Raw genomic sequence first — 22,615 nt, 5'->3', positions numbered from 1 at the left:
GGCGGACGTCGCGGCTGGGGTCGGCCCCGGCCAGCCCCTCGCGGACGGCGAAGCGGTGCAGCCCGCGCACGGCGCTGGCGGCGCGGGCCGCGGAGGAGACGGCCAGCGGCGGGTGGGCGTCGTCGCCGGCGCGCAGCCGGGCCAGGTGTTCCTCGACCTGCCCCGGCCCGACCGCGGCCAGGTCGGTGACCCCGGCCGCGGCCAGCGTGGCCAGGTAGCGGTGCAGGTCCCGGCGGTAGGAGGTGAGGGTGTTCGCGGACAGTCCACGCTCGACGGTGAGGTGGTCGAGGTAGCCGCGCACGGCACGGCGCAGGGCCGGTGCGGGCTCGTCGCCCGCGCCGGCCCCGCCCGGCGTCCCGCTCAGCCCGCCGCCCTCAGGCCAGCACGTCGGCCAGCGGCAGGGCCCGCATGCCGTGCGCCTCGGCGACCGGGCCGTAGACGACCTGGCCGTCGTGGGTGTTCAGGCCCAGCGCCAGGGCCGGGTCCCGGCGCAGCGCCTCCCGCCAGCCGTGGTTGGCCAGCTCCAGGGCGTACGGCAGGGTGACGTTGGTCAGCGCGTAGGTGCTGGTGTGCGGCACCGCGCCGGGCATGTTCGCCACGCAGTAGAAGATCGAGTTGTGCACCCGGTAGGTCGGGTCGGCGTGCGTGGTGGGGCGCGAGTCCTCGAAGCACCCGCCCTGGTCGATGGAGATGTCGACCAGCACGCTGCCCGGCTTCATCCGGGACACCATCTCGTTGGAGATCAGCGTCGGGGCCTTCGCACCGGGCACCAGCACCGCGCCGATGACCAGGTCCGCGTCGAGCACGGCCCGTTCGACCTCGTACGCGTTGGAGGCGACCGTCTGCAGGTGGCCCCGGTAGATCGCGTCGGCCTGGCGCAGCCGGGCGACGTTCTTGTCCAGCAGCAGCACCTCGGCCTGCAGGCCGAGCGCGATGGCGGCGGCGTTCATGCCGGACACGCCGGCGCCGATGACCACGGTCTTGGCCGCGTACACGCCGGAGACGCCGCCCATCAGGATGCCGCGCCCGCCGCCCTGCCGCTGCATGTGGTGCGCGCCGACCTGCGGGGCGAGCCGGCCGGCCACCTCGGACATCGGGGCGAGCAGCGGCAGCGACCGGTCGGGCAGCTCGACGGTCTCGTACGCGACGCCGGTGACCTTGCGGTCGACCAGCGCGTCGGTGCACTCCTTGGAGGCGGCCAGGTGCAGGTAGGTGAAGAGCACCTGCCCCTCGCGCATCCGGTGGTACTCCTCGGCGACCGGCTCCTTGACCTTGAGCACCAGCTCGGCGGTGTCCCACACCTCGTCCGCGGTGGCCAGGATCTTGGCACCGGCGGCGGCGAAGTCGTCGTCGCTGATGCTGGAGCCGACCCCGGCGCCGGATTCGACGAAGACCTGGTGACCGCTGCGGACGAACTCGTTCACGCCCGCCGGCGTGATCGCCACGCGGTACTCGTGGTTCTTGACCTCGCGTGGGATTCCGACCTTCACGATGCAGACACCTCTCTTCGGGGGCTGCGCTCCCCCCGACTGCTCGGCGCCACGCCGGCCCCTTTGCCGCCGCGGTCCACCGGTCCCGCCGGCGGCAGTCTAGGCGCGCCGGCACCCCGCAGGGGCCGGCACAGTGACATCCGGTGGCCGCTCGCGTTGACGATGTGTCAGGCGCCGGCATGGCCGCCGGCGGACGCCACCTCAGCCGTCAGGACAGTGTTCGCCCATTATCGTCCCACTCTGGGCGTGCCGCTGCGGACAGGCGACAAGTGGATCACTAGTGTGTCGCCCCATGACCACTCCTCCGTACCAGCCCGGGCACCCCTCGGGCGTTTCCGACAAGAGCAAGGTGATCGCCGGCGTCCTGCAGATCCTGCTGGGCGGTTTCGGCGTCGGCCGCTTCTACATGGGCGACACCAAGACCGGCGTGATCCAGCTCGTCGTCACCCTGGTCACCTGCGGCCTGGGCAGCATCTGGGGCCTCATCGACGGCATCCTGATCCTGGTCAACGGTGGCGTCGACGGGCAGGGCCGGCCGCTGCGCGACTGACCCGACCGGACGACGAAGGGGCCGTGCGGCTGACCGCGCGGCCCCTTCACACCTACTGCACCGGGACCCGCCCGGCGGACGCCCTCAGCACGGCAGCGGCGCGTCCGGGCGGCGGAGCGCCGACCCCCCGACGTCCCGGGCCCGGACGGTGGCGAGCAGCCCGGCCACGCAAGACGCGTTGGTGATCTCCCCGGCGAGCACCATGCCGACCGCCTCGTCCAGGTCGATCCGGACGACCTGCAGGTCGGCCTCCTCCTCGCGGCGCTCGTGGCGCCGCTCCGCCGGCACGTCGGCCAGGTCGCGTGCCAGGAAGACCCGGACCAGCTCGTTGGTGAACCCGGGCGAGCTGTGCAGGTCGACCAGCACGTCGAGCCGCCCGGCGGTGAGGTCGGCCTCCTCGGCCAGTTCCCGCGCCGCGGTGACGGCCGGGTCCTCGCCGCTGACGTCCGTCAGCCCGGCGGGCAGCTCCCACAGGTGCCGCCCCACCGGGTGCCGGTACTGGCGGATCAGTACCACCTGCCCGGCGTCGTCGAGCGCCACCACGGCCACCGCCCCGACGTGCCGGACGTGGTCGCGCATCGCGGTCCCGCCGCCCGGCATGGTCACCTCCTCGCTGACCACCTCGAAGATCCGGCCGCGGTAGCGCTCGGTGCGGGACCGCACCTCGTAGCGGTGCTCGACCGCGCTCACGCCGCCGCCCCGCTCCGCCCGGCGGCGGCGCGAGTCGCCTGGCTGCTGCGCCTGGTGCTTCGCTCGCTGCCCTCGCTCACGACGCCGATGCCGCCTTGGCGGCTGCCCCGCCGTTGCGCGACGCCTTCTCCGCCGCCGGGGAGCCGGCGACGTCCAGGTCGACCGGCAGCTGGTCGGCCTCGGAGTACGCCACGGCCGCCTTGACGAACGAGGCGAACAGCGGGTGCGGCCGGGTGGGCCGGCTCTTCAGTTCCGGGTGCGCCTGGGTGGCCACGAAGAACGGGTGCAGCCCGCGGTCCAGCTCGACGAACTCGACCAGCCGCCCGTCGGGGGAGGTGCCGGAGATGTGCAGGCCGGCCTTGGTCAGCGCGTCGCGGTAGGCGTTGTTCACCTCGTACCGATGCCGGTGCCGCTCGCTGACCTCGGTGCTGCCGTACGCCTCGGCGACCAGGGAACCCTCGGTGAGCGTCGCCGGGTACGCCCCGAGCCGCATGGTGCCGCCCAGGTCGCCCTTGCCGGCGACGATGTCCTCCTGGTCGGCCATCGTGGCGATGACCGGGTGCCTGGCCTCCTCGTCGAACTCCAGCGAGTTGGCACCCTCCAGGCCGGCCAGGTGCCGGGCCACCTCGATGGTCATGCACTGCAGGCCGAGGCAGAGGCCGAGCAGGGGGATGCCGTTCTCGCGGGCGTACCGGGCGGTGCCGATCTTGCCTTCGATGCCGCGTACGCCGAAGCCGCCGGGGATGACGATGCCGTCGACGCCGGCCAGGGCCGCCGTGGCCCCGGTCGGGGTGACGCACTCGTCGCTGGGCACCCAGCGCAGCTGCACCCGGGCCCGGTGGCCGAAGCCGGCGGCCCGGATCGCCTCGCTGACCGACAGGTAGGCGTCGGGCAGGTCGACGTACTTGCCGACCACCGCCACGGTGACGGTGTGCCGGGGCTGGTGTACCCGCTCCAGCAGGTCGTCCCAGCTGGTCCAGTCCACGTCCCGGAAGGAGAGGCCGAGCCGGCGCACCACGTACGCGTCGAGGCCCTCCCGGTGCAGCACCTTCGGGATGTCGTAGATGCTCGGCGCGTCCGGGGCGGCGGTGACCGCCTCCCGGTCGACGTCGCAGTAGAGCGAGAGCTTCTGCTTGACCTTGTCCGGAATGTCGCGGTCGCAGCGCAGCACCAGCGCGTCCGGCTGGATGCCGATGCTGCGCAGCTGGGCCACCGAGTGCTGGGTCGGCTTGGTCTTCAGCTCGCCCGACGGGGCCAGGTACGGCACCAGCGAGACGTGCAGGTAGAAGCAGTTGTCCCGACCCAGGTCGTGGCGGACCTGCCGGATGGCCTCCAGGAACGGCAGCGACTCGATGTCGCCGACCGTGCCGCCGACCTCGGTGATCACCACGTCCGGCACCTGGCCGTCGGCGTCCGGGTCGGCCATGCCGAGGATCCGGGACTTGATCTCGTTGGTGATGTGCGGGATCACCTGGACGGTGTCGCCGAGGTACTCCCCGCGCCGCTCCTTGGCGATCACGTCCGAGTAGATCTGGCCGGTGGTGACGTTCGCCTTGCCCGACAGCGCCCGGTCGAGGAAGCGCTCGTAGTGCCCGACGTCGAGGTCGGTCTCGGCGCCGTCCTCGGTGACGAAGACCTCGCCGTGCTGGAACGGATTCATCGTCCCGGGGTCGACGTTGAGGTAGGGGTCGAGCTTCTGCATCACCACGCGCAGGCCGCGCGCGGTGAGCAGGTTGCCGAGGCTGGAGGCGGTGAGGCCCTTACCCAGCGAGGAGGCGACGCCCCCGGTGACGAAAATGTGCCTGGTCGTCCGTGCTGAAGGGGCCAAGGCCTGCTCCCGTGTCGTCCGTCGCGGTCGTGCAGACCGCCGTGCCGATCAGCCAAGTGATCACGCGATCCACGGGACTCCACGGTAACACCTCACCGGCCTCGTGCACGGGGCGCACCCCGGGCGTGGCGGCGGGCGTCGACCAGACGGGTCAGGCGGTTGCGACCTCGGTCGATGCCCGGGCGGTCCGCCCGCGCTTCCCGACGCGCGGCGCGGCGGGCGGCTCGGCCGAAGACTCGGGGGTGCCGCCCGGCGGGGCGGCGTCCGGCCCGGCGTCGGGGGCGGCCGTCGGTCCAGCGTCGGGGGCGGCCGTCGGCGCGGCGGCGGGTTCGGTCCCACGGGTACCCGGCGCGCCGGTGCCGGTCGGCGCCGGGCGGTCCGGCCCGCCGCCGGTGTCGTCGCCCGGCCCGCCGCCGCCCGCCCCCGCGTCGGGGAGCCGGGCCGCGTCGGGCTGGGTGCGGTCGGTGGAGTGGCTCAGCACCCGCAGCGAGGCCAGCGCCGCCATGGGCACCACCAGCGCCGCCGCCGCACCGGCCACGTCCAGCGCCACGCCGCCCAGCACCCCGCCGAGCACCGCCGCGACGGCGGTGCCGGCCATCGCCGCCCGGACCGCCGGGTAGATGCCGAACAGCCGCATCAGCCCGCCCCAGGGCTGGAGCAGGGCGAACCAGACCAGCATGGCGCCGGCCAGGGCCAGCACGGTCAGCGGGCTGTTGACCAGGGTCTCGAAGTTGGCGGTGCTGGAACGGTGCACGGTGAGCCCGCCGGTGCCGTCGCCGAGCGCGGCCAGGAACCGCCCGAGGCTGCCCCGCTCCCCAGCCGGCCGGCGCAGGTCCAGCACCGTGAAGCCGATGGTCACCGCCAGCCCGGCCATGGTCGCCCAGGCGAGCCGGCTGAGCGTCAACCAGCCGCCGGCGCTGATCGCCGCGGCGACGCTCACCCCGGCGGTCAACGCGATCGCGCCGATCGAGTCGGCGCCGAGATACGGGCTACCCACGACCACCACGGCGGACCCGCCGACGGCCACCATGACGATCGGCCGCCAGGACCGGCGGACCCGCTGGGCCAGCCAGCCGGCGCTCAGCAGGGCGCCGGCGAGGAACACCCCGAGCCCGACGGTGCCCAGGCCGGCGTACCGGCCGCCCTCCAGCGCGGAGTAGCCGACGACGCCGTTGAGCTGCAACCGGGCGCCGGTGAGCACGTCCAGCCCGACGGTGACCGTGGTCAGCCCGGCGACCGCGCCCAGCGGGCCGAGGGTGCTCGCGTGCCCGGGGGCGAACCGCACCAGCACCGTCGCGGCGACCACCAGCACTGCCGTCGTCGCGGCGTAGAACCCGCCGGCGTGCGCGCCACGCCACCACGGCACCGCCTCGGCGAGCAGGGCCGCCGGCACGGCCAACGCGGCGGCGATCAGCAGCAGCTCGACCGTCGCCACCACCCGCCGCGACACCGGCCGCGGGCCGTACGGGCCGGCGTGCCGGCGGGCCCGGCGCAGCAACGGCAGCACCGCCACGGCGAGCAGCACCTGCGCGCCGGCGAGCAGGGCGAAGAACCAGCCGGCGACCCGGCGCTGGGCGGCGGTCGCCCGGTCGGCGTCGGCCGGCTCGGCGATCGCGGCGGCGAGGTCCACCGGCCGCCCGCCCACCGACTCGGCCGGCCGGCCCAGGAAGAGCCGCTCCGGCGTCGGCCGGCCCAGCGCGGTCAGCGCCGTCGGCGCGAGGTCCACCAGTTGCAGGTAGCCCTTGCGGCCGGTGCTGGCCGAGGTCAACCAGCCGCGTTCCCAGCCCGGCCCGTCGGCGACCGCCACGTGCAGCCGCGACGGCAGGTCGGTGTCGGAGACCCCGGCGACGATCACCAGGGACCGGGGCGGGCGGGCGGCGAGCACCCGGGCCAGGCGTGCGTCCGCCTCGCGGACCGCCGCGGCCCGGACGGCCGGATCCTCCCCGGCGACCGCTCCCAGATCGACGATGCTGAGCACGCACGAGCCGAGCAGGTCGGACGGGTCCTCGGGCAGGGCCGGCGCGTACCGGTCGACCCGGCCGAACGGGCGGGCGGCGGCCACCGCCGCGCCGGGCCCGACCGCCACCGAGCAGCGCACCGACTCCGACAGCGAGCCGGGCACCGCACCCCACGACAGCCGCTCCTGGTTGTGCAGGACCACGCTCTCCTGCTCGGGCAGGTTCGCCCCGATGCGGTCCGGCTGCTCCACCGTCACCGCCCCCACCGGGCAGGAGCCGGACTGCCGGCTGCCGTTCCAGGCGGCGAAACTGCCCGCCCCGAGGGTCAGCCAGCCGTCCACCGGGCAGGTCGGCCGGTGCGCGGAGCGGACCGAGAGCGAACCGATCGACCCGTCCCGGGCCATCCGCCACAACGTCGGGGTGGTCTCCCGGTCGACGTCCTCCCATCGCAGCCCGGCCATCCCGGCGATGACGACGTAGTCGGCGCTGCGTTCCGGCGCCGCGCTCGGCGGCCGGGCCGCCAGGGCGGTGATGCCGAGCGCCACCACGACCAGGGTCAGCAGGACGGGGGCGAGTCTGCGCAGCATCACCGGCGTCCCGTCGACGGCGCGTCGGCGTCCGGGGTCGTCGGTCCGGCGGCGTCCGGGGCCAGCTCGGTGTAGAGCGCGGCCAGCTGCGCCAGGGTGTCCGCCTCGGTGGGCCAGGTGGCCGCCCGGGCCGCGCCGAGCCGGCCCAGCTCGGCCCGGTGGGACTCGTCGTCGAGCAGGGCCCGCACGGCCGCGTCGACCGCGTCCACGTCGCCGGACGGCACCAGCACTGCGGCGTCGCCGACCAGCTCCGGCAGGCCGCCGACCGCGGTCGCCACCAGCGGTACGCCGGCCCGCAGCGCCTCCTGCGCGAAGAGCTGACGCGCCTCCCAGTCGCTGGTCACCACCGCCAGGTCGGCGCCGGTGAGCAGGTCGGCCACGTCGGTACGGTGGCCGAGCAGGGTCACCGGTGCCCGGGCAGCGGAGATCCGGGCGGCCAGCGGCAGGTAGGCCGGGCCGCTGCCGGCGATCACCACGACCGGGGGCGGGGTGCGGGTACGCCACCGGGCGGCGGCGTCGACCAGCACGTCGTACCGCTTCTGCGGGTGCAGCCGGCCCACCGAGACGATCAGCGGCTGGTCGCTGCCCACGCCGAACTCGGCCCGGACGGCGGCCCGGCGGCGGCGCGGCTCGGGCAGCGGCGGCGCGGCGACCGGGGCGAGCCGGGCGTCGGCAGCGCCCAGCGCGGCGACCCGCTCGACCAGGTCGGCGGACGCGCCGAGCGCCACCCGGGCGCCGCGCGCGACGACCCGCTCGACCAGGCGGGACACGCTGCCGCGCAACCCGCCGGCGAGCACCGCGTTGTGCCAGGTGACCACGAGTGGGACCGCCGGTCGGGCCAGTACCGCCACCAGCCCGGCGCGCAGCCCGTGGGCGTGCAGCACGTCGACCGGCTCGGCGGCGAGCGCCCGGCGCAGCGTGGCCACCGCCCGGGCGTCCGCCGGGGTGGGGCTGGCCGGGATCTCGACCGGGTGGAACCGGGCGCCCACCGCGGTGAAGTCGAACTGCTCCTGGGTCGCGGCGGGCCCGCACACGAGCACGGCGGCGCCCGCGGCGGTCAGCCCCCGGGCCAGCGAGCGGACGTGCTGCCCGACCCCGCCGGTGCTGGAGGCGAGCAGCAGGGCCACCGTGCCGCGCCAGGCGGGGCCCGGTGCATGCTCCGTCACCACCACCACCTCCGGTCCGCCGCGCTCCTCGCGCTCACCGGACAGCTCTCCCCGCTGGCCTCGCAAGCTCACTCCTCGCGCTCACCGGGCTGCCCTCCGTTCGCGACTGCGGGGCTCGCAAGCTCACTCCTCGCGCTCACCGGACTGCCCTCCGTTCGCGACTGCGGGGCTCGCAAGCTCACTCCTCGCGCTCACCGGGACACCGTCTCCTTGCCGTCGCCCCGCTCCGGGGGGATCCCGTCCTCCGCCCGCCGGCCACCGGGTCCCGGTCCCCGCCGGCCCGCCCCGCCCAGCCGCCGGCGCAGCCCCGCGAGCAGCGGCTGCACGTCCCGCCGGTCGATTAGCAACAGCACGGCGAGGAACACCACCCCGACCAGGACACCGGACAGCATGCCCTGCACGAGCGCGCCCGCTGTCGTCGGGGTGCCGCCGGCCGCCGCGTCCAGCCACCGGGCGGCGGCGACCCCGGCGAGCGCGGCGAGGGTGGCGGCGAGCAGCCCGGCGCCGCCGGCCCGGGCGACGCCGGCGAGCGCCGAACGCCCCGCCGCGCGCCGCACCGCGGCGATCAGCAGCGCGCCGAGCAGCAGCATGCCGACCGAGTTGGCCAGGGTGACCGCCAGCACCCGGTCGGCGACCGGCAGCAGCGCGGCCAGCGGCAGCGCGGCCACCGGCACGGCCAGCCACCCGGCGGTGATCGCCACGGTGGCGGGCCGGGTGTCCCCACGGGCGTAGAGGGCGCGGGAGAGCACCGCGAACAGGCCATAGCCCAGCAGACCGGGGGCGAACCCGGCGATCCCGGCGGCCGTCCCAGCCGGGTCGGTCGGGTAGAAGAAGGCGGCGACCGGACCGGCGGTGCCGACCAGCGCCGCGGCGCCCAGGCAACTGAACAGCAGCACCCCGCGCACCGTCGAGGCGACGGTCCGCCGGTAGCCGTCGGCGTCCCCGGCGGCCGAGGCGGTGGTCAGGGTCGGGTACGCGGCCACCGCCAGGGGCACCGCCAGCACCGCCCAGGGCAGCAGGTACATCGTCTGGGCCAGGTTGAACACCTGCGGGGAGCCGGTCGGCCCCCCGGAGACCCGGTTCAGGAGCACCAGCAGCGCGATCTGCTGTGCCGTGACGGTCACCGCCCCGGCCACCGCGAGCCCGGCGACGCGGGCCCGGGCCTCGGCGGGGAAGGCGTACCCGGGGCGCAGCCGCAGCCGCAGCCGGCGCAGCGGGATCAGCAGCGACAGCGACAGCACCAGAACGCCGAGGGTGGTCCCGGCTGACAGGATCAGTTCACCGCCGCGGCTGGCCTGCGCCACCGAGGCGCCCCGCCCCTCGCTGGCGCCGAAGGTGAGATAGACCACGATGACGGTGACGCTGGACAGCAGCGGCGCGATCACCGGCCAGGCGAACCTGCGGTGCGCCTGGAGCACCCCGGTCAGCACGATGCCGACGCCGTACAGCGGCAGCTGCGGCGCGAAAACCCGCAGCATCCGCGCGCCGGTGGCCAGTTCGGCGTCCGACCGGCTCTCGCTGATCAGGGAGACGATCGGGCCGGCCAGCACCGCGACCACGACCGCGAGCGGCACCAGCAGGGTGACCGTCCAGGTGAGCAGGGCGCCGGTGGTGGCGGCCACCGCCCGCCGGTCACCGGCCGCGGCCGGCCCGGCCAGCAGCGGTACGACCAGGCTCGCCAGCGCCCCGCCCGCGACGATCTCGAAGATGATGTTCGGGACGGTGTTGGCGATCACGTACATGCCGCCGAGGTCACTCTTCTGCACCACCCAGGTGAACACGGCGGTGCGACCGAAGCCGGCGAGCCGGCTGACCACGGTGAGCACGGCGATGAGCGCGGCCGCCCCGGCGACGCGGCCGGCGCCGGCGAGGGGTGCCGGTGTCGTCACGTCAGTCGGCGCGACGGCCCAGCGCGTCGAGTTCGCGCAGCCCCGGGGTGCGCTGGATGACCTGGGTGAAGCTGACCTTCTCGCTGGCCACGGTGAGCCCGGCGAGCACGGCGAGCAGACCGGCCCGGCCGAGCGGCCCGGTGCGGGCGGCCAGCGCGACGCCGAGCACCGCGCCGAGCGCGTTCGCGCCGCTGTCGCCGAGCATCACCTCCTCACCGAGGTCGGCGGGGAGCAGCCCGGCGGCGGCGCCGGCCGCGCCGGCGGCGATCCCGCCCTGCGGCCCGCGGGCCAGCGGCGCGCCGAGCAGCAGGCCGGACTTCAGCGCCCGGCCGGGGCGCAGGTCCAGCAGGTTGAGCAGGTTCGCGGTGCCGGCGATGACGCCCGCGCCCAGCAGCACGTCCACGCCGCGGGCCAGCGACCCCTGCCGCTGCCGGCGGCGGTGCCCGGCGACCCCGGGGTCGGTGGCGAGCAGCGCGGCGGCACCGAGCCCGGCCGCGCCCACCCCGACGATCTTGAGCAGCCCGGCGGTGACCCGCCCCTCGCGCAACGCGGCCAGGTGCCCGGCGAAGCCCTTGGCCGCCTTCTGCTCCGGCCGCGCCCCGACCACGTCGTCGTAGAGGCCGATCGCCCCGGCTCCCAGCCCGGCGACCAGGGCGGCCCCACCGGCGGAGGCACCGCTGGCCCCGAACGCGCCGGCGCCGGCGGCGCCGACGGCCAGCGCCGGCCCGGCGGACAGGCTCACCGTCCGGCCGCGGAAGTTCGTCCGGTCCAGGGCGGGCCCGAACGGCGAGGTGCGCGTCTCGCGCAGCGCGTACCGGGCGGCGGTCGCGCCGGCCCCGGCGATCAGCAGCCGTCCCAGCAGGCTCACGCCGCTCCCTCCCACCGGCCGTCACAGGACCGGAAACCAGACACCGCGGTACGCCGTTCGCTCACTGGGGCAGTCTAGGCAGCAGCGAGGCGGCGTTGTCGCCGACACCGTACTGCCCGGCCTTCTTCTCGGTCAGCTGCTGCACCAGCGCGAGGGTGGTGACCAGTTGGCCCTGGATGGTGTTGGCGTTGTCGACGGTGGAGATGCTCTGGGACAGCACCGGGTCGGCCCGGACGACCGCCACCAGGTTGCCGCCGGCCGAACCGTTGCCGCCGACCACGATCGCCCCGGTGCGGTCGAACTGTTCGGCGACCTTGACCACCGACTCGTCCTTCTTGGCGGAGTCCTTGTCCACGTACGGCTGCCCGCTGACCACCACGACCGCCTCGGCCGGGGCGGTAACCTTGTCCTCAGTGGTGAGGTAGCCGGCGTTGGTGTACGCGGCCAGCACGGCCCGCCGGTCGGCCTCGCTGACCGGCGTGGCGTCCGCCGCCCGGTCCAGCAGAACGCTGGCCAGCAGCGCGCTGGAGGTCTCCACGCCGTGCCCGTTGCCGGGCAGACCTGCGGTGGGCGCGCTGGTCGGCCGGGCGGCGGTGACCGCCAGCTCCAGCAGGTTGTTGTTGTTGTCCGGGTTGATGAACTTGTCCTGCAGGTCGACCCGGGCGGTCACGTCGGCACCGGCGAGCTGGAGCATCTTGACCACGCCCTCGGTGTGGTCGCGGCCGGTCGGCAGGCTGAGCACCAGCACCCGCTTGCCGGCGAGCCGGCCGGGCAGGACCACCTCGGCCATCTGGGCCGCGAAGTCCTCCTCGAGCTCCAGCTCCCGCTCCATGTTGTTGACCGCCTGGCGCATCTGCTGGTTGTCCTTGCGCAGCGCGTTGACGTTGTCCTTGAGCGAGTCGGCTACCGGGCCGTTGAGGGCGGCCGTGCCGACCACCAGACCGATCGCCAAGGCCAGGAAGACCGCGGTCAGGGACACCACGTGATACCGGAAGTTGATCACACCTGCAGCCTCTTGATCGGTCGGACGCTAGAAGAGCTGTTCCAGCTGGAACACGAAATTGTTCCACCACTCGGAGACCACGCCCAAATACGCCTTGCCGACGGTGGAGACGGCCACCGCGGAAGCCATCGCGGCGACCGCGGAGAGCACCAGCAGCAACAGGGAGGAGCCCGAGATGCTCTGCCGGTAGAGCCGGCTGACGCCCTTGGCGTCCACCAGCTTGCCGCCGACCTTGAGCCGGGTGAGGAACGTCGAGGCCATCCCGCCGCGCCCCTTGTCGAGGAACTCCACCAGCGTGGCGTGGGTGCCGACGGCGACCAGCAGCGAGGCGCCCTTCTCGTCGGCGAGCAGCATGGCGAGATCCTCGCTGGTGGCGGCGGCCGGGAAGGTCACCGCTGGGACGCCGAGCCCGGTGACCCGGGCCAGCCCGGGCGCCCGCCCGTCCGGGTACGCGTGCACGATCACCTCGGCGCCGCAGCGCAGCACGTCGTCGGTGACCGAGTCCATGTCGCCGATGATCATGTCCGGCGTGTAACCGGCCTCCACCAGGGCGTCCGCGCCGCCGTCGACGCCGATCAGCACCGGCTTGAACTCGCGGATGTAGGGGCGCAGCACGTCCAGGTCGGCCTTGTAGTCGTAGCCGCGGACCACGATCAGGCAGTGCCGCCCCTGCATCTGGGTCTGGATCTCCGGCACGCCGACCCCGTCGAGCAGCAGGTCACGCTCCTGCTTGAGGTAGTCCATCGTGTTGGCGGCGAACGCCTCCAACTGCACCGAGAGCCCTTCCCGGGCGTCGGCCATCGCCTTGGCCACCGTCTCGGCGTCCTGCAGGCTGCCGTGCGCCACCGGCTCGTCGCCGACGAAGACCGTGTTGCCCTCGACACGGACGGTGTCGCCCTCGCGGATCTGCTCGAAGACGCCCTCCCCCAGGTCGTCGAGGAGCGGGATCCCGGCGGAGATCAGCACCTCCGGCCCGAGGTTGGGGTAGCGGCCGGAGACCGACGGCTTGGCGTTGAGCACGGCGGCGACGCCGACGGCGACCAGCGAGTCGGCGGCGACCCGGTCCAGGTCGACGTGGTCGATGACCGCGATGTCACCGGGGCGGAGCCGCCCGACCAGGCGCTTGGTCCGGCGGTCGAGGCGCGCGGTGCCGACGATTCTGCCCGGCTCCGCGGTCCGGGTCCGGCGCAACGTGGGTAGACGCATCGTGACCATCCTGGCATGTGAGGCAGGCTTTTCTGTCGCGACATGCCTGAGCAGGGCCGCCTACCCAGGGAAGCACACCGGAGCCCGGGCTGGTGTGCCGGTGGTCACAATCGCCCGCCTCACGGCCGCCTTTCCCGGGCCGCGACGGCCAGAAGCTCCTCCGCGTGCGCGATACCCAGATCCGAATCCGGCAAACCCGCCAGCATCCGGGCCAGCTCCCGGGCCCGCTCGGTGTCCTCCACCACCCGGACCCCGCTGGTGGTGACCGCGCCGCCGGTGTCCTTCGCCACGACCAGGTGCCGGTCGGCGAACGCGGCGACCTGCGGCAGGTGGGTGACCACCAGCACCTGGTGGCTGCGGGCCAGCCGGGCCAGCCGCCGGCCGATCTCCACCGCCGCCTGGCCGCCGACCCCGGCGTCGACCTCGTCGAAGACCAGCGTGGGCGGCCCGCCGGAGCCGGCGAAGACCACCTCGATGGCGAGCATCACCCGGGACAGCTCACCACCGGAGGCGCCCCGCTGCAACGGCAGCGACGGCGCGCCCGGGTGGGCCAGCAGCCGCAGCTCGACCTCGTCGCCGCCGTCCGGGCCGATGCCCACCTCGATTCCGTTGACCCGCAGCGTCGGCTCGGCCCGGCCGCCCGGGCGGGGCAGCACCGCCACCTCGATCCGGGCGTGCGGCATGGCCAGCCCGGCCAGCTCGACGGTGACCTGCCCGGCGAAGCGGCTCGCCGCCTCCTGCCGGGACGCGGACACCCGCCCGGCCAGGTCGGCCACCTCACCGGCCAGCCGGGACGCCTCCCGGTCCAGCTCGTCGAGGAGCTCATCGGAGGTGTCCAGGTCGGACAGTCGGGTGCGGGCCCGCTCGGCCCAGGCGATCACCCCGTCGACGTCGTCGGCGTACTTGCGGGTCAGCGCGCGCAGCGCGGCCCGGCGCTCGTAGATCGCCTGCAACCGGGCCGGGTCGGCGTCCAGGTTGGCGAGGTAGGCCGACAGCTCGGCGGAGACGTCCGCGACCAGGGTCGCCGCCTCCTCCAGCCGCGCCGCCAGCTCGCCCAGCGCCGGGTCCGTGCCGGTCTGCGCCTCCAGCGTCCGCCGCGCGGTGCCCAGCAGCGCGGTCGCGTCCGGCGTGTCGTCGGCGGCCTCCACCCCGCCGGCCACGCACTGGTGGGCGAGCTGCGCCGCGGTGCGCAGCCCCTCGGCGTGCTCCAGCCGCTGCACCTCCGCCTTGAGTTCGTCGTCCTCGCCCGGCTGCGGGTCGACCCGGGTGATCTCGTCCAGGCCCAACCGCAGCAGGTCGGCCTCCTGGTTGCGCTCCCGGGCGTTGCGCCGCCGGTCGGCCAGGTCGTCCACCACCGCCCGCCAGCGGATGTACGCCTCGCGCAGCGCGTCGAGCAGCTTCTCGTGCTCCGGGCCGGCGAACCGGTCCAGCGCCGCGCGCTGCTCGGCCGGGCGCAGCAGCCGCAGCTGGTCGGACTGGCCGTGCACGGCCACCACCTGCTCGCCGACCTCGCCGAGCATCGACACCGGCATGCTGCGCCCGCCGAGGTGCGCCCGCGACCGACCCTCCACCGTGACCGTACGGCTCAGCAGCACCGAGCCGTCCTCGTCGGGCTCGCCACCAGCCTCGCTGATCCGGGCGTGCACGGCGGCCGCGACCCGGCCGTCGAGGCGCAGCCGCCCCTCCACCACCGCCCGGCCGGGCTGGGCCCGGACCCGCCCGGCGTCGGCCCGACCGCCGAAGAGCAGACCGAGGCCGGTGACCACCATCGTCTTGCCCGCACCGGTCTCGCCGGTGATGACGTTCATGCCGCGGGTCAGCGGCAACGTCGTGTCCTCGATGACGCCCAGTCCGGTGATGCGCAGCTCCTCCAGCACAGCACCCGACAGTAGACGCGGCCCCCGACAGTTGACCAGCCGGTGCGGCCGGCGCCCGGGCGTACGATCACCGGTCGTGGACGGCGCGACCGGTGGGCGGCAGGTACGGGAGCTCCTCGGCCTGGGCGAGGACGAGGAACGGGTGTACCGGGCGCTGGTCGGGCTGTCGACGGCCCGCCCGGCGGAACTGGCCCAGCGGCTCGCGGTTCCGGCCGCCCAGGTCGACCGGGCGCTGGACGGGCTGCGCCGGCGGGGACTGGTCGGGCCGGCCGGCGACGAGGACGGGCTGCGGCCGCTGCCGCCGGACGTGGCCCTCGGTGACGCGCTGCTGCGCCAGCAGCAGTCGCTGGAGGCGGCCCGCGGCATGGTGGCGCAGCTGACCGAGGAGTACCGGGCCAGCGTCCGGCGGCACGACGCCGACCACCTGGTGGAGATCGTCACCGGCACGGACGCGCTGCGGTCGCGGCTGCGCCGGTTGCAGGACGGCGCCCGGCACGAGGTGCTCTGGTTCTGCCGGGCCAACCCGCTGGCGATGCCCGGCCCGGAGAACGTCGAGGAGTTCGGCGCGCTCGCCCGCGGGGTGCGGTACCGGGCGATCTACGAACGTGCCCTGCTGTCCGAGCCGGGCGCGCTGACCGACGTGGAGAGGGCGGTCCGCAGCGGCGAGCAGGCCCGGGTGACCGACAGCCTGCCGGTGCGGCTGGCCATCGCCGACGGCGCCACGGCGATCTGCCCGCTGGTGCCGGACCGGGCCAGCGGCGCGCCCAGCGCCGCGGTGATCGGCCGCAGCCAGCTGCTCGACGCGCTGCTGGCGCTCTTCGAGAGCCACTGGCGGGCGGCCACCCCGCTGCTGCCCGGCGCCGGCGACGAGCCGGCCGACGCCCGACCGGGCGAGGACGAGCGGCTGCTGCTCTCCCTCTTCGTCGGCGGCGTGCCGGACAAGTCGATCGCCTCCCAGCTGGGGGTGAGCCGCCGGACGATCCAGCGCCGGCTCGCCGACCTGATGGAGCGGGCCGGGGTGGACACCCGGCCCGGGCTGGCGTACCAGGCGGCCCGCCGGGGCTGGCTCTGACCCGACCCGGGCGCGTCCCGGCCGCACCGGGCGCCGCCGCGCGGGCTCGGCACGGACGGCGGCGGGGTGGCCGGCGGCGCGGGCTGGCCCTTCCTGGCCCCCCGCGCCGCCGCCCGCTCACCGCAGGCCGTACGCCCCGATCACGGTCTGCTCGACGGTGTTGCCGGCCGCGTCGCGGGCCTTGACCCGCAGCGACACCCGGCCCGAACCCGCCGGGACGGTCGCCTCGTAGCGGGCGCCGTCAGCGCGGACCGCGACCCGGCGCCAGTGCGCCCCGTCGTCGAAGGAGACCTCCACCGTGACGCTGGTGCCGCGCGGCGCCGGCACCCCCGGCTGGTGCCGCAGCGCCAGCCCGATCCGGTGCGGGCGCTGCCCCGGCACCGTGCCGTGCAGGTCGGTCGGCACCCGGTAGTCAAGCTGCAGCAGCGGCAGGGGCTCCGCCTCCGCACCGGCCGGGTGCGCGGAGCGGAACTCCCAGGCGGTGCGGGTGCTGCCCGCCCACCGCCACTCCTCCCCCGGACGCTGGGTCTCCAGCTCCAGCCGGTACCGCGCCGGCGCGGCGGTGGTGGTCACCGGCGCCCACCCGGCGGAGAGGTCCGCCAGCGGCCGGCCGTCGCGGGACAGGGCGGCCCGGACGGTGTCGCCGTACCCGACCGGAGCGGCGTGCCCGTCGGCGTCGACGAAGGACGGGACGCGCAGGGTCAGGACGTTCCCGTTCCGGCTCGCCGCCGAGGCGGTGGACCCGTCCAGCGCCGGGCGGACCAGCGGGGCGAACCAGCTCTGCGTGGCCCGGGTGCCGCCGGTGTAGCGACGCGGCGCCTCCCGGGCCCCGTCCAGCAACGGCCCGAGCTCGCTCCACACGTACTGGTGGCTGACCCGCTGCTGCCAGACGGTGTCCCCGGCGCTGACCCACTCCTCCCGGGCGGTGCCGGTACGCACGATCCGCTGCGTTTCCAGGGCCACCTCCTGCCACGGGCGCCAGCCGAACCGCTGCTCCTTGGCCCAGTCGAAGCCGCCGGTGTCGACGTACCGGTTGGTCAACCGGACCGAATTGCCGGTGGTGACCCGGTGCTCGATCGTCGCCGGCACCCGCTGCTTCGACACCTGCATCACGTCGTACAGGTAGGGGCTGGCGACGGTGATCGCCAGGTCGATCCGGGCGCGGCCACCGGCGGCGGCCGCGATGACCCGCTGCCCGTCGTCGTACGGCAGCACCATCGCCGGGACCGGGAACCGGTCGCCGATCGGCCGCCACGAGGTCCAGGCGCTCCAGTCCGCCGGCCGGACGACCAGGACGACGGCGGCGCCCGCGGCGGCTGCCGCGGCGATCTGCTCCTCCTCGGAGCGCTCCGGGTCGGCCCGCAGCAGCGCCGCCGCGCCGCGCACCCGGGCCAGCTCGGCGGCGCTGCCGATACCCGCCCAGACCAGCGGCAGGTTGCGCCGCAGATCGGACGCCGGTGACTGGTAGAGCAGGTTGACGTCCAGCGGACCGGACACGCCGGTCACCCTGGCGTCCACCATGGGCGCCACCAACTGCCACCGCGACGCGAACTCGTACTCGCCCTCGGTGACGGTCCGGGTCGGGGTGACGTTGACCTGCTGAACGGCGCTGAAGTGCATCACCCCGTGGTCGACCTGACGGCCGTTGCCGAACACCCGGTGCACGTAGTAGGCGAGGGTGGCCTGCTGCTCAGCCGGGCGCGGCGTCCGGATCCGCACCGGGGTGCCCTTCCGGGCGTCCAGCAGGACCTCCACGTCCCGGGTCACGGTGAGCTGCGGGTCGGTGACGAGGGTCGCCTGCTCGTCCAGCGGGGCGCCGTCCTCGATCAGCGCGTGCAACAGGTACGGCCCCTCCTCGACGGTCATCGTCACCGACCCGCCCTCGGGCAGCCAGCCGAGGCCGTCGGACTCGCGCTGCTCGCCGTGCAACGCCACGACGGGGACGCCGGTCGGCTTCCCGGCCCGGTCCACGGCACGGAAGGTCACGGTGTGCCGGGGGCCGCTCAGCGTGGCCGCCAGCGCGGTGCGCACCACCATCCCGTCCGCGCCGGTCGCCACCAGCCAGCCGCTGTGCCGGCCGCGGTCCAGCTTGGCCACGTCCACCCGCAGCGGCACCCGCACGCTGCCCCCGGCCGGGACGGTGACCTGCTCGCCGTCGAGGACGAAGCCGTCGGGCTCGGCGGCGTCACTGTCCACGTTGCGCACGTCGAGGCGGAGCCGCAGGGTCTGCGGCTGCCCGGTCAGGTTGGTGTACGTCACCTCGCGGCGCGGCACGTCGGTCGCGCCGGTCTCGATGCGGCGGAAGTCGGCCACCGCGGAGGCGTACACCCGCTGGCCGAGCACCCGGGCCACGTCCACCCGGCCGCCGCCCTGCGCGAACACCGTCCGCGCCGGGTGGGTACGGGCGGTGCTGACCAGGGCGTCCTTGAGCTGCCCGGCGCGCCAGTCGGGGTGTTCCTGGGCGAGGATCGCGGCGGCGCCGGCGACGTGCGGGGTGGCCATCGAGGTGCCGCTGGCCGCGGTGTACGCCTCGTCGACCGGGGCGCCCATGGTGGTGCCCGCGGCCCGGGCGGCGACGATCCCGACGCCGGGCGCGGTGATCTCCGGCTTCAGGCCGTTGTCGCCGACCCGCGGGCCCCGGCTGGAGAAGTCGGCCAGTTCGTCGTCGCGGTCCACCGCGCCGACGGTGAGGGCGGCGTCGGCCGCGCCGGGCGAGCCGACCGAGTAATCGGCCCCGGAGTTGCCGGCGGCCACCACGAACAGCGCCCCCGTCTCGGCGGTGAGCGAGTCGATCGCCGCACTCATCGGGTCGGTACCGTCGCTGGGGGCGCCGCCGAGGCTCATGTTGACCACGTCGGCACCGGAGCGGGCCGCCCACTCCATGCCCGCGATGATCCAGGAGTCGTAGCCGGCGCCGCCGTCGTCCAGCACCTTGCCGACCAGCAGGCGGGCGCCCGGTGCCACGCCCTTGCGGGCGCCGCCGGAGGCCGCGCCGCTGCCGGCGATGGTGGCCGCGACGTGGGTGCCATGGCCGTGCCCGTCGGCGACGCCGCCGCTGTCGGAGAAGTCCTGGCTGCCCACGACGCGGCCGGTCAGGTCCGGATGGTCCGCGTCGATCCCGGTGTCCAGCACGGCCACCCGCACGCCGCTGCCGTCCCGCCCCGCCGCCCAGGCGGTCGGGGCGCCGATCTGCTCGGCGCTGCGCTCCAGCGCCGGGCGGACCCGGCCGTCCAGCCAGATCCGCTCGACGCCACCACCGAGCCGCCCGCCGGCGGACGTGGCGGCCATCCCGGCCGGTGGGGTGCGCAGCCCGGACCAGAGGGCGGACAGGCCGTCCTTGCCCACCGCGAGCGCGGCGCCGTCGATGCTGGGCAGCGGCCGCACGTCCGCGGCGGCGGCGAGCGCGCCGACCCGGCCGGCGGAGCCGTCGCGGTAACGCACGATCAGCGGGAGGTGGGCCGCGGCGGCGTCGCCGTACCCGTCGGCCACCAGCTCCTCGACGTCGAACAGGTCCGGGTCCAGCACGCCGCTGGCCAGGTACGGGACCACGTCGGCGGGAAGCACTCGCAGTTCACCGTCGACGGTGCGGGTGTGGAAGGTGACGCCTTCGCGCCCGGGTGCCGGCCGCACGGTGGCGGCGACCCGGCCGCCGGCGACCCGGTCGAGTTCGACGACATCGCCGGTGATGAGGGTGACCCGGGCCGGGGTGCCGGCGGCCGGGGCGGACGACGCCGCCGCGTCCGGCGGCGGGGCGGGCGGCTCGGCGGACGCCGGGGCGGCGACGCCGGCCACCAGCACGGCGGCGGCGCCGAGCGCGAACCAACGCGGGGGCCAGTTCATGAAGTGCTCCTTCGCTCCGATGCCGCCCACACCGGGACGGCACGTCGGAGTCTGCGCAGGAGATCAACCCCGGGTCACTAGGCGGCGCACGCCGCACCGGCGACATGTCGTCAGGTGGACACGCCACCGACACCGGCCGTGCCGGTCCCGGTCACCGACCGCTGATCGCCGGACGTACCGGCACCGGCCGCCTGCCATAAAGGGCAAGCGGCGGCAGGGTCAGCGACGGCTGCCGCGCCAGCCGTGCACGGGCAGGTCGAACTTGGCCACCAGCCGGTCGGTGAAGGGACGGTCCCGCAGCCGCACGATGCGCACCGGCAGGGCACCGCGCCGCACCGTCACCCGGGCCCCCGGCGGCAGGTCGTAGACCCGCCGGCCGTCGCAGCACAGCACGGCGAGGGTGGTGAACGGGTCGACGGTGATCGAGAAGGTGGAGGTGGGGGCGGTGACCAGCGGCCGACTGAACAGCGCGTGCGCGCTGATCGGCACCAGCAGCAGCGCCTCGACCTCGGGCCAGACCACCGGCCCGCCCCCGGAGAACGCGTACGCCGTCGACCCGGTGGGGGTGGCGCAGACCACCCCGTCGCAGCCGTACCGGGACAGCGGGCGGCCGTCGACGTCGACGAGGAGTTCGAGCATCTGCGCCCGCTCCCCCTTCTCGACGCTGACCTCGTTGAGCGCCCACGACTCGATCGTCGGCCCGCCGTCGAACTCGGCGGTAACGTCGAGGGTGAGCCGCTCGTCCACGGTGTAGTTGCGCCCGACCACGTCCCGCACGGCCCTGTCCAGGTCGTCGATCTCGGCCTCGGCGAGGAAGCCGACCTTGCCGAGGTTAATGCCGAGCAGCGGCGCCTTCGCCGGCCGGGCCAGCTCGGCCGCGCGCAGGAAGGTGCCGTCGCCGCCGAGTGCGAAGACGATCTCGGCGCCCTCGGCGGCCTCCGGGCCGGTGACCGGAACCACGCCGGGAAGGTCGAGGTCGTCGGCCTCCTCGGCGACGACCCGCACCTCGAAACCGGCCGCGATCAGGTCGCCGGCCACCGTCCGGGCGTGCTCGGTGCTGCGGCGCCGCCCGGTGTGCGTGACCAGCAGGGCAGTCCGGCTCACCGGGCCGCCCGCCGCGTCGCGACCATCCGGCCGCCGGGCCCGAGCCCCACGGCCGCGGGGCTCGCCAGCTCGCTCACCCGGCCACCTCCTCCGTCGCCGTGTCCGGCTGCCCGCCGGACGCTGCCGGGCCCGACGGCCCGGCGGTCACCACGGCACGCACCCGCTCCGGGTCGGCCGGCGGTGCGTCCTGGCGTAACCATACGAAGAACTCGACGTTGCCGCTGGGCCCCGGCAACGGGCTCGCGGCCACGTCCGCCAGGCCGAGGTCGAGCCGCGCCGCCGCGGCGGCCACGTCGAGCACCGCCTCGGCCCGCAGCGCCGGGTCGCGGACCACCCCGCCCGGGCCGACCCGGTCCTTGCCGACCTCGAACTGCGGCTTGACCATCAGCGCCAGGTCGCCGTCGGGCCGGGTGCAGCCGGCCAGCGCCGGCAGCACCAGCCGCAACGAGATGAACGACAGGTCGGCCACGGTGAGGTCGACGGGGCCACCGATGACCTCCGGGGTCAGCATGCGGACGTTGGTGCGTTCGAGGACCCGCACCCGGGGATCGGTGCGCAGCGGCCAGGCGAGCTGGCCGTAGCCGACGTCGACGGCGACCACCTCAGCCGCGTCGGCGCGCAGCAGCACATCGGTGAAGCCGCCGGTCGAGGCGCCGGCGTCGAGGCAGCGCCGGCCGGCCACGGCCAGCCCACCGGGGGCGAACGCGGCCAGCGCGCCGGCGAGCTTGTGGCCGCCCCGGGAGACGTACTCCGAGGCCGGGTCCGCGCCGGTGACCAGGAGCGCGTCGGCGGGATCGACCATCGCGGCGGGTTTGCGGGCCGGCACCCCGCGCAGCTGGACCCGGCCGGCCTCCACCAGCGCCGCGGCCTGCTCCCGGGAGCGGGCCAGGCCACGGCGGACGAGCTCGGCGTCCAGCCGGTTACGACGTGCCATGGGTGGTTCTCCGGTCTCCTCAGGCCTGCTCGATGGTGGCGAGGGTCTCCCGCAGCGTCTCGTACGCCGCCTCGTACTGGGCGATCTGGTCGGCGGGAGCCAACGCCGCCGCGTTGACGATGCCCTGCACGGCGGCGTCGACCGCCGGGTGGCGTACCTCGTCGAGGTCGTCGACCGGCTCGGATCGGTGCGGCGGGCCCGGACGCGCGCCCTGCGGCGGCCCGGGGCGCACGCCCGGTGGAGGCCCGGGGCGGAAGGGGGCGGTCACGACCGGCTCCGTCCGGTGGTCGGGCAGCTCACGCGGCACCACCCGGCTGCTGCTCGCGGCCCGGCGCCTTCTTCGCCGGCCGGCCCGGCTCGGTGCCGGCGCCCTCGGCTGGGGCGATGGCGGCCGGCGCCTTCTTCGCCACGGCCTTCTTCGCCACGGCCTTCTTCGCCACGGCCTTCTTCGCCACGGCCTTCTTCGCCACGGCCTTCTTCGCCACGCCCGCGCCGCCGGCCGTGGGCTCGGCGGCGCCCGGTGCCGCGGCGGTACCGGAGGGCTGTCTCTTAT

At 75.6% G+C, this 22,615-nt stretch carries 18 protein-coding genes; 2 read left to right on the top strand and 16 right to left on the bottom strand.

The window, feature by feature from the left end:
* Together C1I99_RS13165 and ald are read right to left on the bottom strand one after the other, a co-directional pair.
* Positions 1-364: site-specific integrase (locus C1I99_RS13165; RefSeq protein ID WP_158554049.1), on the bottom strand; the 364-nt coding region annotated here is incomplete at its 3' end.
* Between the two features lie 10 nt (positions 365-374).
* Positions 375-1,490: an alanine dehydrogenase gene (gene ald / locus C1I99_RS13160; RefSeq protein WP_111134491.1), complete on the bottom strand. Its 1,116-nt coding sequence runs from the start codon at positions 1,488-1,490 to the stop codon at positions 375-377.
* Positions 1,491-1,716: 226 nt separating this feature from the next.
* Here ald and C1I99_RS13155 point away from each other — a divergent pair, with 226 nt between their 5' ends.
* Entirely contained in the window at positions 1,717-2,040 is a 324-nt protein-coding gene (locus C1I99_RS13155) for a TM2 domain-containing protein (RefSeq protein ID WP_325049205.1), read from the top strand.
* Between the two features lie 84 nt (positions 2,041-2,124).
* Here C1I99_RS13155 and C1I99_RS13150 read toward each other — a convergent pair whose 3' ends face one another.
* From C1I99_RS13150 to recN, 9 genes are all read right to left on the bottom strand, one after another.
* Complete coding sequence (locus tag C1I99_RS13150; protein ID WP_111134489.1) at positions 2,125-2,730, bottom strand: NUDIX domain-containing protein; 606 nt, start codon at positions 2,728-2,730, stop codon at positions 2,125-2,127.
* A gap of 76 nt (positions 2,731-2,806) precedes the next feature.
* The gene (gene pyrG / locus C1I99_RS13145) at positions 2,807-4,558 is read right to left on the bottom strand and encodes a CTP synthase (protein ID WP_111134488.1); all 1,752 of its coding nucleotides are present in this window, start codon (positions 4,556-4,558) and stop codon (positions 2,807-2,809) included.
* Positions 4,559-4,709: 151 nt separating this feature from the next.
* Positions 4,710-7,103, bottom strand: a complete 2,394-nt coding sequence (locus C1I99_RS13140; RefSeq protein WP_233512488.1) for a hypothetical protein — start codon at positions 7,101-7,103, stop codon at positions 4,710-4,712.
* Positions 7,103-8,269 (bottom strand): glycosyltransferase family 4 protein, encoded by a 1,167-nt coding sequence (locus C1I99_RS13135; RefSeq protein WP_111134496.1) that lies wholly within the window; start codon positions 8,267-8,269, stop codon positions 7,103-7,105. Before C1I99_RS13135 ends, C1I99_RS13140 begins: the two co-directional genes overlap by 1 nt.
* Before the next feature lie 191 nt (positions 8,270-8,460).
* Complete coding sequence (gene murJ / locus C1I99_RS13130; RefSeq protein ID WP_111134487.1) at positions 8,461-10,158, bottom strand: murein biosynthesis integral membrane protein MurJ; 1,698 nt, start codon at positions 10,156-10,158, stop codon at positions 8,461-8,463.
* Between the two features lies 1 nt (position 10,159).
* Positions 10,160-11,026: a hypothetical protein gene (locus C1I99_RS13125; protein ID WP_111134486.1), complete on the bottom strand. Its 867-nt coding sequence runs from the start codon at positions 11,024-11,026 to the stop codon at positions 10,160-10,162.
* Between the two features lie 61 nt (positions 11,027-11,087).
* Entirely contained in the window at positions 11,088-12,029 is a 942-nt protein-coding gene (locus tag C1I99_RS13120; RefSeq protein ID WP_111134485.1) for a copper transporter, read from the bottom strand.
* A gap of 27 nt (positions 12,030-12,056) precedes the next feature.
* The gene (gene steA / locus C1I99_RS13115) at positions 12,057-13,235 is read right to left on the bottom strand and encodes a putative cytokinetic ring protein SteA (RefSeq protein ID WP_111134495.1); all 1,179 of its coding nucleotides are present in this window, start codon (positions 13,233-13,235) and stop codon (positions 12,057-12,059) included.
* Positions 13,236-13,354: 119 nt separating this feature from the next.
* Positions 13,355-15,112, bottom strand: coding sequence for a DNA repair protein RecN (gene recN, locus C1I99_RS13110; RefSeq protein ID WP_111134484.1), 1,758 nt, complete (start codon positions 15,110-15,112; stop codon positions 13,355-13,357).
* Between the two features lie 76 nt (positions 15,113-15,188).
* Between recN and C1I99_RS13105 the strand changes: the two genes are divergently transcribed.
* Positions 15,189-16,184 carry a helix-turn-helix domain-containing protein gene (locus C1I99_RS13105; protein ID WP_233512487.1) on the top strand — a complete coding sequence of 332 codons (996 nt, stop codon included), beginning with the start codon at positions 15,189-15,191 and terminating at the stop codon, positions 16,182-16,184.
* 117 nt (positions 16,185-16,301) lie between these two features.
* Here the strand turns inward: C1I99_RS13105 and C1I99_RS13100 are convergent, their stop codons facing one another.
* From C1I99_RS13100 to C1I99_RS13080, 5 genes are all read right to left on the bottom strand, one after another.
* Positions 16,302-20,024, bottom strand: a complete 3,723-nt coding sequence (locus C1I99_RS13100) for a S8 family serine peptidase (RefSeq protein WP_111134493.1) — start codon at positions 20,022-20,024, stop codon at positions 16,302-16,304.
* Positions 20,025-20,243: 219 nt separating this feature from the next.
* Complete coding sequence (locus C1I99_RS13095) at positions 20,244-21,128, bottom strand: NAD kinase (RefSeq protein WP_111134483.1); 885 nt, start codon at positions 21,126-21,128, stop codon at positions 20,244-20,246.
* Between the two features lie 73 nt (positions 21,129-21,201).
* A complete protein-coding gene (locus C1I99_RS13090; RefSeq protein WP_111134482.1) occupies positions 21,202-22,062 on the bottom strand; it encodes a TlyA family RNA methyltransferase in 861 nt (286 codons plus the stop codon).
* 19 nt (positions 22,063-22,081) lie between these two features.
* A complete protein-coding gene (locus C1I99_RS13085) occupies positions 22,082-22,330 on the bottom strand; it encodes a hypothetical protein (RefSeq protein ID WP_111134492.1) in 249 nt (82 codons plus the stop codon).
* A 28-nt stretch (positions 22,331-22,358) separates the two neighbouring features.
* On the bottom strand, positions 22,359-22,615 hold a 257-nt coding region (locus C1I99_RS13080; RefSeq protein WP_438941407.1), incomplete at its 5' end, for a hypothetical protein.

It is taken from the genome of Micromonospora deserti, assembly GCF_003236335.1.
Taxonomy (GTDB): domain Bacteria; phylum Actinomycetota; class Actinomycetes; order Mycobacteriales; family Micromonosporaceae; genus Micromonospora; species Micromonospora deserti.
Note: the sequence above shows the minus strand (reverse complement) of the source record. Positions and strands in the feature narration are given on the sequence as shown.

Bases quoted from the DNA above. Each gene is read 5' to 3' on its own strand.
- C1I99_RS13100 (WP_111134493.1), bottom strand. From the start codon at position 20,024: ATGAACTGGCCCCCGCGTTGGTTCGCGCTCGGCGCCGCCGCCGTGCTG.
- steA (WP_111134495.1), bottom strand. From the start codon at position 13,235: ATGCGTCTACCCACGTTGCGCCGGACCCGGACCGCGGAGCCGGGCAGA.
- C1I99_RS13140 (WP_233512488.1), bottom strand. From the start codon at position 7,103: ATGCTGCGCAGACTCGCCCCCGTCCTGCTGACCCTGGTCGTGGTGGCG.
- C1I99_RS13090 (WP_111134482.1), bottom strand. From the start codon at position 22,062: ATGGCACGTCGTAACCGGCTGGACGCCGAGCTCGTCCGCCGTGGCCTG.